This window comes from Providencia sp. 2023EL-00965 (assembly GCF_033550225.1).
Taxonomy (GTDB): Bacteria; Pseudomonadota; Gammaproteobacteria; order Enterobacterales; family Enterobacteriaceae; genus Providencia; species Providencia manganoxydans.
In genome coordinates this window covers 593,622-605,447 of record NZ_JAWUEH010000001.1, presented here as the reverse complement: position 1 = coordinate 605,447, position 11,826 = coordinate 593,622, and the positions used below count along the sequence as shown (strand labels likewise).

Genomic DNA, 11,826 nt, shown 5'->3' with positions numbered 1-11,826 from the left:
ACGTTTTACGACAGCGGCAGACCTGATGTTACAGCTTTCAACGGCAAAACGCCAAAACAAACTGAAACACTATTTATCACGTTCAGTGATGGCACCGAAGTTATTGATTATCGATGAGATAGGTTACCTGCCATTTGGACGAGAAGAGGCCAATCTATTTTTCAATGTTATTGCCAAGCGTTATGAGTATGGTAGCGTCATACTCACGAGTAATTTATCGTTTGGACAATGGCCGAGCGCATTCGCAGATGATGCAACATTAACCGCAGCGATGTTAGATCGTTTACTCCACCATTCACATGTATTGCAATTGAGTGGTGAAAGCTATCGATTGAAAGATAAACGACGCTCAGGTGCCATACCTAAATGAAACAGTGGATCACTTTTGATTGATCGAATTTGAGTTAAAAGTGGATCAGTTTTCGTTGATCGTTGACAGCGTTATGATGATTATTTTTTGGCGAGTGATTATTTTTGGAACTATATACTGAATTGATAATTAGCTTTCATTTTTTTGTTACAGGGGATGTTGTGCGTCATTGTTAAACTATCCCCTGTTTACAGTCATTATTATAATTTTTTGATTTTATTAATTTCGGTAATGTTCGTTCCAGTCTCTAATATCGGTTATTCGATAGGTATATTCTTTTCGTATATTATTATCGTCAATCTCTGAATAAGTAATATATTCACCAAAGCGAATTTGTTTATTAAAAATATTAATATATGTTGTTGATAGTTCTGATGTTTCCGAATCCGGATCTGATCCCCAATATATATTTCCTTTATTTCCTTCGTATTTTATATAAATAGGCCATTTACCATAGTCGTGAGAAATATACCCAAAAATCTCCATTTTTTCAATGAATCCATCTTGTTTTAAAAGTGCATCAAAAACAAGAATGTCATTGCTTTGGGGCGAATTGTCAATACATACAGCCTTTATCCTAGAAAAACGCATAGTATTATCCTCATTAGATATAAAATTCGGGTATTCATCCAATTTTGTTATATTTTGCCGTTACAAGATTCTAAAACTGAATTTTCCAATAAATCAAGTACCGCAAATAATCCCCGCCATCTTCTTGCAGCCCGTGCACCAATGGCTTCATACTTTTATGGGGCAAGTCAGGCCACTCACCAAGGCTTCTTGGCTGATGAATATTTTTCTCACTTAGGCTTTCCCACCCAGACTCATTCGGTACCCACAAACCTTGCCACTCTTCTTGTGCTATTCGAGGTAGCTTCCAGCACGGCTGATAACTAATTCGTCCATGTTGTCGTAACACATCCAATGGGGTTTCAGGGCGCAGGGTGGCTAGAAAACGGTAAGAACTGGCGTTGTTGCGTAGCGTATCCTGATAAATGTCATCGCTGTGGGTGTCAATCAGGTATTCAAACGGTGAGACAGATTTCAAGATATTGTTTGTCCCGCCTTCAACCTCGATTTCTTCGACCCAAACCACGATACGTTGCCAGACGATAGCCTGAATCAAGCAACGGTATTCTAGGGTTTGCGTATCCAGTGGTAATTCAGTGAATAATGGGGTTTGTGCTATCTCAATAGGTGCTGCAAAGGCTGATGTATCGAAAGAGCGGTAGTGAGTCGGATATCCTAGAACCTCACGATAATCGTATTGATTCAAAGGCGTAATCACCCCTAGATACTCCAGTTGATGAATAATCCGCTCAGCTCGGTGAAAACCTATCCGAAAATGGTGCTGTAAGCGTCTCGGTGACGCCCTGTTAATAAGAATGACGTAATCAATAGCTTTAGCTGTTAATGGGTCATAGCTGCTGTCGAGCGTGTTGTGGTGAGATAACTGCATAGTGCCTCTGAGTCAGTGACGAAAATACAGTTATTAAAATAACAAAAGATATCAAAAGATACTAATTTAATTCTTCCTGCTTCATGATGAGTGCATTTTTTAATAACGCTTTCCTTTTCTCAACTGATAGTGATTTATAGATTTCGAGTAAAAGGTTAAGATCTGCACTTTCTGCGGATAGCGTGTTTTGCTTGATGATCTCTTTTTCATCCGTGTTTAGGATCACCTTAAAGGCATCAATATGATAGAGATCGCCACGCTTATTAGGGTTCTTCTTGCGAAAGTGGGGATGAAGAGCTGTGATTGACTCTAGACGGACTCTAACGCCTTTCGCTGTCGTCGGGATATCCATATCTTTATATTCAGGATAACGTGTTGGATCGTCAGTTTTTTCTTTTCCTATAGCAGCTAGCTCCCCACTGGTAAACCAGAGCTTGGGCGCATTATCCATTTCAGTTAGTTGTTTTTTATCAGTCATGATTTCTATAAATTCCATACATATCAAAAGGATAAAATAACCGCACTAGAAAGATGTTAAAATCATAAAGATATCTATTGATAATTCCCTTTAATTGGTTTTTAATAGATGAGGAATTAAACAGTGGAGTTATTACTATGTCTAACCCTGTAGCATCTCAAAAAAAGCCCCGAAAAGGAAGCGCTGCGGATTGGCACCGTGCGGATATTGTGGCGGCTTTACATAAAAAAGGGGTCACACTAGCGCAATTATCTCGTGAGCACGGTCTTTCTTCTCGGACGTTAAATAATGCGCTAGAGCGAGCGTACCCAAAAGCTGAACAGATCATTGCGGATGTGATTGGCACGGCTCCCGAAACAATATGGCCGAGTCGTTACATCAATAAGCCATCTTCTAATAATCATAGAAGGTCATTGAAATAGCCTAAATATTTACCTTTGCCTATCAGTAAGGCATTGCACCCATTCTAGCGCCAACATCATGGAAAAAACCTTAATTCATTTAATTGAAGGAACACTCATGTCTATCAAAGATAAATTGCAAAAAAATCGAGAAGAAAACGAAGCTAACGGATTAAATGATCCGACTTTATTTAAACAACGTTTGTTCAACGGGGATTTTGGATTAGCAAAGACCTTTTGGTTATTTTGGTTTGTTCCAGTTTTATTCTCAAATATCGTTGAATGTTTTATCACTAAAAAGATGGTATTTAATCAAATAGAAGCATTGATGATTATTTGGAGCATTTATTGTTTTTACTTTATTGTGAAAATACCGAATCGTCGGGCATGGTCTTACGTGGCGTTGGTCGTGATTGTTCTCAATTTATTATTGGGAATACTCGCAATAATTGGGAATTTTCTGGGGTAAAGTGAATCGATGAAAATAAAACTGAACCAGTGGATGAAATTAAGCGTATTAATGGCGATGGTTGGTTTAACGGGATGTAATGAGAGCGCTGTTAATTGTAACAGTGATGGCGCAAAGGCATTAGCGTTACAAGTCGTCAATCAACATGTGGGCTGGGCGATGTATGAGCAGCTTGAGAATGTGCGAACGCAACGTCAAAATGCAGATCGAGGTATTTATCTTTGTGCTGCGGAAGCAACGGGAAAAGCAGGCTCTGTCACGGTAATTTATTCCGTGCAACTTACGGATGATAAAAAAAGTTTTGTAGTTACGTTACTCAACGGTTAATTGCTATGCCAGCCTATTATTAGGTTGGCATTTTACCCTTCGATGCTTCTATATTCTTTCATTCACTTTCCACATCAATATTCCCCGCCATAAATAAAAAATCACAGTACGTATATCCAAATAGCAATGATGGCTAAATCCCATAACTATCTGATTACAAATAATAAACTACTTGTTTTTGCTAGTGTTTATGGTAAAATATTAGTATGGCACTATACCCAAAATATGATTGGGTTGTGCTTAACAGTTTATTCCCACTTTTTTATTTAAAGGCAACTTTATATGACTATTCATCAGTCAGGGCTACGCTTGCCTATCGCCCAAGCTTTTAGCCAATTGTTATTAAATGAACTGAATAATTCAGTGATTAACTCAGCAATTGATTTAACCACTGTTCGAGCGGTTACAATGAATTTTCGAGACTCATTGTATAGTGCTGAAACAGGTGGTTTCCATCCTGTCGAAATACGCTTGTTGAGGCTCCATGAGCAATGGCAGTTTGATTATGTGACTGATTTTTCATTCATGGGGAACTATTATCCTGAGCTTGAAAAGGAACTCGATATTTGTTGGTCGCAAGGTTATGTTTATCATTTTATGATGGGGGATATTGATGAAGAAGAGGGCGGAGCAATGTTTGAACTGTGGCAACGCAATTTTATTCAATACCACAAAATGAAATGTTATGAAGTCAGTATTCAGTGGGAAACCCACTAATTAATTAAAAAATAATACCAGCGCTGGTTATTCCATAAAGTACAGTACAATCAATAGAAGGTTTGAATTGATGTTGATACCGTCCAAGCAAGGGGATTTAGATTGCCTCTGTGGGATTTACAGTCTGGTGAATATGAGTACATGGTTCTATGGAGAGCGCATTAAACCCCGCCCGTTATTTAACTATCTTTTGCGTGAATACAGCGAGTATTGGTCACTGTACAAGTGTTTAAGTCAAGGTATTGATATTCCTGAAATGGATTACTTGATTAAGCGTCTAACCTCAAAATACCCATCACAAACCCCTCTACACGTCACCACGCCATTTCGTTACAGAGATGGACTTACCACACAAAAAATACTGTCTGCTTGTCAGGCGTTCTTAGGCGCTCATACAACGTCACGTCGGCTTATTCTTCTGGGTGATCAGTGGCATTGGTCGCTGGTGGAACGTATGGACAGTGAATATCTCTATTTCTTTGATAGCCACCAGCAAGAGAAAGTGAGCCGCACCTGTTATGGTTTACGAGGTAACAAGGTACGGCGGTTGTATAGTGAATCTGTTTATTTTATTGATTTAAAATAATTAAACTGATGGGGATGGTATAATGCGAATAAAAGATCATTTTTTACGATTGCTAAGTTTATTAAGGTATTCGATATCGTGATTCAGAGCCTGAATATCTAATAAGTCCACAACCTCTTCCAACGTCCATGGTGCCTGTTTATATCTTTCACCGCCTTTAATTAGGCTATTAGGTGTTGGATAGTGTTTATTCCGCATTTTTTCAAGAATATCTGTGGGGCTATCACCATTCTCTTTTAAAAATTGAGCTACTTGGTATAGATCATAGAGTTGTTGGCTATAAGGTTTTACAGCAGGTAAAATATGCGGTTCATTCTTTGTTTTGATCATATTGTTATAAGCAGTATTAATACAATAAGTTATTACTCGGCTTACTGAATCAATCTCTTTACGCCCTGCAAAATTGAGATCATTTTTTTGCTGAATCTTATAAATTTCTTCTAATTTTTTATAAGTGTCCTTCCCTAAGTAGATCTTAGCCCGCTTAAATCCTGCTTCAGCGTATCTTTTCGCTAATTTAGCTTTATTTTCTGCATCAGCTCGACGCTTTATCTCGTTTTTATCTTCAATCTCAGTCTTATCGATTTTATTATTGGTTTTTTCGTTGTTTTTCACTGAATTTCCTTATTTTCGCTCATTTATCAAACATTTCAACCGCAAAGAATTGGTTGTTTTTTGACCGGTAAGGGGGCTTTTATCGTTAGTTTAAGAGAAGCGGATCCTTACTTTTTATAACTCCTATTTTAAATGGAAAGTCAGAGTAATAAAGTAAATTTTGGGAGCCGCTTCTCTCAAATTCTGTGTGTTTGGAGTTTGCTATGATTGTGTCATCAACGAAAGGGGGAGTAATGGAACATCGTAAATTGATTAAAGCTAATGAGGTGTTGAGGCGTTGTGCTATCAGCAGAGCAACACTTTATCGTCTAATTTCGAAAAAGTGTTTTCCAAATCAGGTTTCAGTGACGGGATCGAGGTCTGTCGCATGGCGTGAAGATGAAGTTCAAAAGTGGATAAATGAACGTCCATATAGCAAATAGTAGGATCAATATGAATCGAAAGCACCCAATACCTTTGCGTAAATTGGATGATGAGCTCGAAACTTTCGCTAAGGCCTTACCGAACTTTGAAACAGTAAAAGATGTACGTCAAGAACGAGAGTTGAGGATAATAAAGCTAACGCGTTATTTATCTAATAGTCTGAAATTAATGAACAAGCTTGAAAATTGTCACCCAGAATACCCTTGTAATAGTGCGGCTTGTCCTGAGTGTATAAGAATGCATCGACTGGAGATGACTAAAGAGGTCATGACAATATGCAGTAATCTGGACGAGTGGAAAAGTGTCACGTTGATTTTTTATCAAGATGCCATTAGTAATGATGATTTTTGGGGCTTTGATTTGAATAAACTAAAACGGCGCTTAAGGCGATGGCTAAACGACTGTGGCTTTTCAACGATGGTTATTGGTGGATATGAAATGGATTTTCATACAGATGTTCAAAAATGGTTACCTCATTTTCACCTTATTGTGCCAAATGAACCCGATGCAATTAATAAATTACGCATTAAAATGAAAAGTCAACAAAATGCAGTATTTAGACAAAAAATTATTAATCGACCAATCTTAGTTAATAATTTAAAAATACCAGAAAAACAAATTAGCTATCATTTTAAATCAATTTGGTGGCGAATTGAATCTATAAGCTATGATGAAACGATCAAAATAGGTCTTAAAGTAAGGAAAAGAAAGCGTAGGACAAAAAAATTTAGACTGAAAAAGAAAGAGTATATTCAATCATTATTGATGTTGGATAAGATAGGTATTTCTGAATTAACGTTTATGTATAAAGTAAAAAAATATGGGAGTCATTTAGTTATTAAAGATTAAATCTTATTTTTTTGTTGGTTTAATTAAATTTTCACTCGATTAAATTGAGCGGGTTATTATATCTAAAATTCAGTTTTTATTAAAGGTAATATTATGAAATTAAAGAAGAAATCATTAAAAAATAATGAGTATGAATTATTCGTTACTTTATTAGGACGAACTAAAATATCTCAAGGTGCAAAATTATCATACCGCCTTATGAAATTATCATACCCTAATAGTGAAGAGTCAATATATACATTATTTGAATCTGCCATATTGGCGAAAGAGAGTGATACTAAAAAATATCTCTTAAAAATAGGACATACTGCCAATGTTCCAAAAGAGTATTGGACAAAAGCACATCAAGAATTAAGTCAGGATATTGAACAATATATTACGTTATGTCACAAGCCTGGTTATTATCATCATCGCTATTTATGTGTCAATGATAAGGTTCTTGGAAAAGGGGATAAGAAAGCAGATATCCTCATTTTACACCCTGATGTAAAAAAACACTTACCTGTTGAAGATAAACAAGGAACGTTGAAAGAATGGAAAAAAGAAGTTGCTCCTTACGCGTTATATAGTTCTCGTATTTTATTGGCGATGTGTTGTGGTTTTTCTGGATTTATTTTGCACCTTCTTGGAATGGAGGGCGGAGGGTTCCATCTATGGGGAACAAGCAGTTATGGAAAAACGTCTTGCGGCTATATAATTGCCTCGTTGGCTGGTGATCCGCAGTATGTGATTGTCATGTGGAATAACACGGATAAAGGCTTAGAAGAAATTGCAGTTGCACATAATGATAGTTTTTTAGTACTTGATGAGTCCAAATTGCTTGATAAAGACACTATCGTTGCCGCAAAAACAATGCAAAACCGTGTTTATACTATCTCTGGTGGTAAAGGCAAAACACGTTCAGCTCTGTATGAAAATCAGGTAGCGGAATGGCGTGAAAGTATTTTCAGTACAGGCGAGGTGAGCCTTCAACAATTAGCTGAACAAGGGAATATCGAGCGCCTTGATGGGGAAGGTGTGCGTATGATTGATGTGCCAGCTGATGCGGGATGTGACCTTGGTGTATTTGAAAATCTACCACCGAATATGAAATCTGCCAATAAACTGGTCGATAAAATTAAGCAGGTCAGCCATCTTTATTATGGTTCAGCAAAACCTAAATTTTTGAAATGTTTAATTGATGATTTACAAGAAAATGAAGAAAGCCTCAAGGCTAATATCGAAAAAAACATTGAGTACTTTCTGCAAATAACAGGGGTTAATTATCGCTCGGGGATCCAATTAAGAACCGCTAAACGCTTCGCTGTTGCTTATGCTGCGGGTTGTCTTGCGATTAAATATGGTATTTTACCCTCTACGTTTAAAAAGCCAGTTATCGTTAAGGGGATCCTCAAATGTTATAACGATTCAATTAACGGAGTGAATAAGTGTGGTCTCGTGCCGAATGATGATTTACTCAAGGAGATTAACACAATTTTATCGAATCAACCCATGAATTTAATCAATAGTAAAGGTTATTCTGTGGAACAAATCGAAGAAGCAGATGCAGTGATTTCTTTAGTGAAAGGCATTGAAGTGATAGCAGTTAAAAAGGATATGATTCATCGCCATTTGAAGCAGATAAAACAACGCAAGTACGCATTATCGACATTAACAAAAGCGGGGATACTGCTCGCTGATAGCGGTAAGAAATTCAGTACAGTACCTATTCGTTATCAAAATAAAGTAGTGGGACGCCGTTACTGCTTTATTCTGGGTAAGTTAAAAGATATTAACTAATGCTAAGGCGGTCAATTGACCGCCTTATTTGTATTTGTCACAGTTTGGCATGAAAAAATTCAGCAGGAAATCCTATGTATTCGACGGAATGCTCATTTATCTTTTTGAGTAAATCGTTATTTAATGGCGGCAGATAATAAGTTTCATCGCATTCTGCATTATAAGTACAAAAGCGCAAAGCGTTTCCATAATCAATATCAATTAATGAGATATCGTTATGACAGCAAGGCGCATGTCGCATCTTTGTTAAATCGCTTAAGTCTATGCCTTCATTATCACTGTCCGTGTTATCGTATATTTCGCCAATAATATCATAGACCCAATCTTGTGATATTATTCCACTACAGCGAGGACAAATGACATCACTGACACCGTATGGATTGATTATAGGTCGTATCCGTTTGTAATAGTTGTGCTCAAAATGGCCTTGAGAGATATCATATTTTTCCAAAAGCTTATCAATTCTATTGACTTCATCTACTGATGGTGTGTACGTGATATCTTTCGGGATTATATAACAAAGATAAACACCCATGTGACCCTCTTATCAGTTTGGTTTTCGTAGATTAATTTAAGTATGATTTTAATGGCAACAATTCATATCGATGTTTGCATATTATCGCTGGCTATCAACATAAATAAACATTTGCTATCTACTTTAAGTAAAATGACCATTGCAATCGTGGTATTTAAACGCAAAGAGCGCAGGATCTTAAATTATATTCTTTGCATTACAAGACCAATAAGGCATGGTTTTATTATACAAGAAGAGAACGAATGTAACTTTCTGCTTGTTCTCTATTCATCGGAGGTCGCTCATTGATCCCCATATCAAAGGCATTCAATGCCTCATTGAGCTTATTAATAAGCTCTTCGTTGTCTCTGACACAGAGAATATACACATTTTCGAAATTAGCTAAATCAACTAATCTTAATCCTTCTTTGGTCAAAAAGGCATTGAGGTGCTCCAAATAAGGCAGTTCGTAAGGAAGCATATAAGGATCAACGCTGACTGTATTCCAGTCTACTTCACTGAGTTCTTCCAATATGAAATCATTCGGTGATTCAGTTAAAGACAGCGTATCCAGCAGGCCGATATCAGGGTACTCGCCAAAGTATTCTTTCCATTCAACATAATCCATTAACCTCTGGGATGAAAGCGATTGATATAACCAATCCAGTACATCATCTTGGTTTTCTGTCTCAGGTAAATTATTACTGAGTATTTGGGTATTCAAATTTGGAATTGCTTTTTCCAGAATGTTAATCAAATAGCTAACTTTATCCATTTTTTCCTCAATTCAAATTACATTATTTATGGGGGAAGCAGTATAAAACAGGACATTTCAATAAGATATACATCAATATTAGTCAAAATTTAGAGGTGGTATGGCTTGATGATGAAGTCTTCGATATTGGAATATCATATATAGCCTACTTTATACTTTTAACTATCAACAATTTATTTGAATAAGTAGGCTATGGATTTATGAAACTATACCCAAAAATCAGATGGCCTTTCATAATTTCATAGATATTACTTTCACAAGCTTTATTGCTACCAATCACTTTATTTGGTTATTCTGAAGTACTAAAAATAGAATAGCTATATGATGAATGTGCATGAGCTTTTTAGAAGAATCCTTCAAAGGATAGCTCTAACCTACCTGTAGATGCATTAACTCGTCTAGTTGCTGAAAATGTGTGTACAACACTACTCAAGATAGCTATGACACTTAATGTATAAAAATAATATGGGTTAAAAAAAAGTGATTGGCTGATTTTGTGATTATGTCACTGGTTAGACATGGAGTTAAAATAAATGAAGTTACAGTGCAGGAGGTGATAATTCATTCAAATTTTTTCGTGAAAAGTTTAACTGTGTATAGCTATGTTAGCCTATTTAATATACTAAAGACTATAAAGTAATTGTTTTGATCGTTACTTGCTCACATGATTCAAGGATTAGAGGGCTGTGAAATCTGTGATTATGTAAGCTTGCACAGCGGTATTTGTGCGCTAGAACATGATGGATTTATGAGTTTGCATGAGTTGTCTGATGGTGATTGGCAACATCCATATTTGGAGATAGTGCGGAAACATGAGCGTTAGTTACCTATTGACATGGAAGTTGATTTCTGGAGGATGAATTTGAGTTGACTTATCAAATGATTTGATAGACTTTGGAGGTATCTTAAATTAAATTAATAAGGAAAGCTAATGGCAACTAGAGTCGTAGTTGTAAAGAATGGGGTTATTAATGGAACAGAATATCTTAGGTCATGCTCAAAGAGAAACTTCAGGATCAACCACATTCGGAAAATATGATTTCCAATATCACTGGGCTTTATGCCGAATTATTGAAAAGCACCAATCTGGTTCTGACTACGCACTATTAATAGAATATCATGAGGATGTTGTTATTGCTGATTCATTGGATGGGCGTTTAGCAAAATTTGAATTCTACCAAGTGAAGAATACTGGAAAATCATTTACATTAGACGCTTTAACCAAGAGAAAACAAGGAGCTAAAGAGAACAAGAGTTCTATTTTGGGAAAATTATTAAGATCTTGCATAGGTACTGATTATGAAACTCGTATTACAGAAATAGGGCTTGTATCCTCGAGTGGTTTCTCTTTTGATCAAAAAGATAACAAGTTGAAGCTAGATATTATAACGTCAGGTGATCTGAGCGTAGATTGTTTATCAGGGTTAACTGGGAAGTTAAAGGATGAACTTGGAATAGATATCTTACCGGAAAACTTAAAATTTATTGTTCCAAAAATAAAGCTAGAAAATCAAGAAGAATTTGTCATTGGTAAATTTGCTGAATTAGTAAATGAAATATTTCCTAATAGTCATTGCAATGCCGTCAATATATATAGAGCTATCATCGATGAGATTCATCGTAAAGGGCAAAATACTTATGATTTTACTGTTTGGGAAAAAATGGTAGAGGATAAGTCGCTTACATCGCATAAGGTAAAGGATGTTATAGCTGTGAACACCACAAGCCCTAAATTTGAAGATTTCGAGAAAAATTTTGAGTACTTAGCTAAAAATGATATGAAATGGAATTCATTAATCTATCTAAAAATGAATAAAAAAATAAAACAGCTTTTTTTACGTCGAGTTGGATATATTTCGGCCTTTGATCTAAATATAATGAGAATAGTACAGAATGCTTTTAATCTTGTTTCTGAGGATGATTTTTCAGAAACTAAAGATTATATAGAATCGGTCATAGTAAAAGCCAAAGAACTAAATATTGAAAGTCAGATTATTGAATATGATGATATACTTTGCGAGATAATTTACTTTTTTTTAAAGGTGATGCATGAATAATATAGAA

General features: G+C 36.0%; 16 protein-coding genes. 10 read left to right on the top strand and 6 right to left on the bottom strand.

All coding sequences use genetic code 11. From position 1 onward, the window contains the following. Window positions 1-370, top strand: a 370-nt coding sequence (locus tag SC428_RS02815) for an ATP-binding protein (RefSeq protein ID WP_318705784.1), incomplete at its 5' end; no start/stop codon positions are given. Between the two features lie 219 nt (window positions 371-589). Here SC428_RS02815 and SC428_RS02810 read toward each other — a convergent pair. The 3 genes from SC428_RS02810 to SC428_RS02800 all read right to left on the bottom strand — a co-directional run bounded on the left by SC428_RS02810 (window position 590) and on the right by SC428_RS02800 (window position 2,307). After that, the gene (locus SC428_RS02810; protein ID WP_318705783.1) at window positions 590-961 is read right to left on the bottom strand and encodes a hypothetical protein; all 372 of its coding nucleotides are present in this window, start codon (window positions 959-961) and stop codon (window positions 590-592) included. Between the two features lie 70 nt (window positions 962-1,031). Next, window positions 1,032-1,829 (bottom strand): DNA translocase FtsK, encoded by a 798-nt coding sequence (locus SC428_RS02805; protein WP_318705782.1) that lies wholly within the window; start codon window positions 1,827-1,829, stop codon window positions 1,032-1,034. Window positions 1,830-1,890: 61 nt separating this feature from the next. Beyond that, window positions 1,891-2,307 carry a hypothetical protein gene (locus SC428_RS02800; protein WP_318705781.1) on the bottom strand — a complete coding sequence of 139 codons (417 nt, stop codon included), beginning with the start codon at window positions 2,305-2,307 and terminating at the stop codon, window positions 1,891-1,893. Window positions 2,308-2,444: 137 nt separating this feature from the next. Between SC428_RS02800 and SC428_RS02795 the strand changes: the two genes are divergently transcribed. From SC428_RS02795 to SC428_RS02775, 5 genes are all read left to right on the top strand, one after another. Continuing rightward, complete coding sequence (locus SC428_RS02795) at window positions 2,445-2,729, top strand: helix-turn-helix transcriptional regulator (RefSeq protein WP_318705780.1); 285 nt, start codon at window positions 2,445-2,447, stop codon at window positions 2,727-2,729. Window positions 2,730-2,826: 97 nt separating this feature from the next. Next, window positions 2,827-3,177, top strand: a complete 351-nt coding sequence (locus SC428_RS02790) for a hypothetical protein (protein WP_318578264.1) — start codon at window positions 2,827-2,829, stop codon at window positions 3,175-3,177. A 9-nt stretch (window positions 3,178-3,186) separates the two neighbouring features. Further along, window positions 3,187-3,504 carry a hypothetical protein gene (locus SC428_RS02785; RefSeq protein ID WP_318705779.1) on the top strand — a complete coding sequence of 106 codons (318 nt, stop codon included), beginning with the start codon at window positions 3,187-3,189 and terminating at the stop codon, window positions 3,502-3,504. Between the two features lie 282 nt (window positions 3,505-3,786). Beyond that, window positions 3,787-4,221, top strand: a complete 435-nt coding sequence (locus SC428_RS02780) for a DUF2787 family protein (RefSeq protein ID WP_318705778.1) — start codon at window positions 3,787-3,789, stop codon at window positions 4,219-4,221. Window positions 4,222-4,291: 70 nt separating this feature from the next. Further along, window positions 4,292-4,807 (top strand): hypothetical protein, encoded by a 516-nt coding sequence (locus tag SC428_RS02775; RefSeq protein ID WP_196993161.1) that lies wholly within the window; start codon window positions 4,292-4,294, stop codon window positions 4,805-4,807. A 36-nt stretch (window positions 4,808-4,843) separates the two neighbouring features. Here SC428_RS02775 and SC428_RS02770 read toward each other — a convergent pair whose 3' ends face one another. Next, on the bottom strand, window positions 4,844-5,422 hold the full coding sequence (locus SC428_RS02770; RefSeq protein WP_318705777.1) for a hypothetical protein: 579 nt from the start codon (window positions 5,420-5,422) through the stop codon (window positions 4,844-4,846). Window positions 5,423-5,655: 233 nt separating this feature from the next. Here SC428_RS02770 and SC428_RS02765 point away from each other — a divergent pair, with 233 nt between their 5' ends. The 3 genes from SC428_RS02765 to SC428_RS02755 all read left to right on the top strand — a co-directional run bounded on the left by SC428_RS02765 (window position 5,656) and on the right by SC428_RS02755 (window position 8,473). Continuing rightward, window positions 5,656-5,844: a helix-turn-helix transcriptional regulator gene (locus SC428_RS02765; protein ID WP_104873447.1), complete on the top strand. Its 189-nt coding sequence runs from the start codon at window positions 5,656-5,658 to the stop codon at window positions 5,842-5,844. Window positions 5,845-5,854: 10 nt separating this feature from the next. After that, window positions 5,855-6,694 (top strand): hypothetical protein, encoded by an 840-nt coding sequence (locus tag SC428_RS02760; protein WP_318705776.1) that lies wholly within the window; start codon window positions 5,855-5,857, stop codon window positions 6,692-6,694. 93 nt (window positions 6,695-6,787) lie between these two features. Continuing rightward, window positions 6,788-8,473 carry a DUF927 domain-containing protein gene (locus SC428_RS02755; protein ID WP_318705775.1) on the top strand — a complete coding sequence of 562 codons (1,686 nt, stop codon included), beginning with the start codon at window positions 6,788-6,790 and terminating at the stop codon, window positions 8,471-8,473. 37 nt (window positions 8,474-8,510) lie between these two features. On the opposite strand, the gene SC428_RS02750 is transcribed toward SC428_RS02755, so the two are convergent. Further along, the gene (locus tag SC428_RS02750; protein ID WP_196552367.1) at window positions 8,511-9,008 is read right to left on the bottom strand and encodes a hypothetical protein; all 498 of its coding nucleotides are present in this window, start codon (window positions 9,006-9,008) and stop codon (window positions 8,511-8,513) included. 223 nt (window positions 9,009-9,231) lie between these two features. Then, window positions 9,232-9,762, bottom strand: coding sequence for a hypothetical protein (locus tag SC428_RS02745; protein WP_318705774.1), 531 nt, complete (start codon window positions 9,760-9,762; stop codon window positions 9,232-9,234). Between the two features lie 971 nt (window positions 9,763-10,733). Here SC428_RS02745 and SC428_RS02740 point away from each other — a divergent pair. After that, on the top strand, window positions 10,734-11,819 hold the full coding sequence (locus tag SC428_RS02740; RefSeq protein ID WP_318705773.1) for a DUF4297 domain-containing protein: 1,086 nt from the start codon (window positions 10,734-10,736) through the stop codon (window positions 11,817-11,819). Window positions 11,820-11,826: the final 7 nt, after the last annotated feature.

Bases quoted from the DNA above. Each gene is read 5' to 3' on its own strand.
- SC428_RS02805 (WP_318705782.1), bottom strand. From the start codon at position 1,829: ATGCAGTTATCTCACCACAACACGCTCGACAGCAGCTATGACCCATTA.
- SC428_RS02800 (WP_318705781.1), bottom strand. From the start codon at position 2,307: ATGACTGATAAAAAACAACTAACTGAAATGGATAATGCGCCCAAGCTC.
- SC428_RS02760 (WP_318705776.1), top strand. From the start codon at position 5,855: ATGAATCGAAAGCACCCAATACCTTTGCGTAAATTGGATGATGAGCTC.
- SC428_RS02795 (WP_318705780.1), top strand. From the start codon at position 2,445: ATGTCTAACCCTGTAGCATCTCAAAAAAAGCCCCGAAAAGGAAGCGCT.
- SC428_RS02740 (WP_318705773.1), top strand. From the start codon at position 10,734: ATGGAACAGAATATCTTAGGTCATGCTCAAAGAGAAACTTCAGGATCA.
- SC428_RS02780 (WP_318705778.1), top strand. From the start codon at position 3,787: ATGACTATTCATCAGTCAGGGCTACGCTTGCCTATCGCCCAAGCTTTT.
- SC428_RS02790 (WP_318578264.1), top strand. From the start codon at position 2,827: ATGTCTATCAAAGATAAATTGCAAAAAAATCGAGAAGAAAACGAAGCT.
- SC428_RS02765 (WP_104873447.1), top strand. From the start codon at position 5,656: ATGGAACATCGTAAATTGATTAAAGCTAATGAGGTGTTGAGGCGTTGT.
- SC428_RS02755 (WP_318705775.1), top strand. From the start codon at position 6,788: ATGAAATTAAAGAAGAAATCATTAAAAAATAATGAGTATGAATTATTC.
- SC428_RS02750 (WP_196552367.1), bottom strand. From the start codon at position 9,008: ATGGGTGTTTATCTTTGTTATATAATCCCGAAAGATATCACGTACACA.
- SC428_RS02745 (WP_318705774.1), bottom strand. From the start codon at position 9,762: ATGGATAAAGTTAGCTATTTGATTAACATTCTGGAAAAAGCAATTCCA.
- SC428_RS02785 (WP_318705779.1), top strand. From the start codon at position 3,187: ATGAAAATAAAACTGAACCAGTGGATGAAATTAAGCGTATTAATGGCG.
- SC428_RS02810 (WP_318705783.1), bottom strand. From the start codon at position 961: ATGCGTTTTTCTAGGATAAAGGCTGTATGTATTGACAATTCGCCCCAA.
- SC428_RS02775 (WP_196993161.1), top strand. From the start codon at position 4,292: ATGTTGATACCGTCCAAGCAAGGGGATTTAGATTGCCTCTGTGGGATT.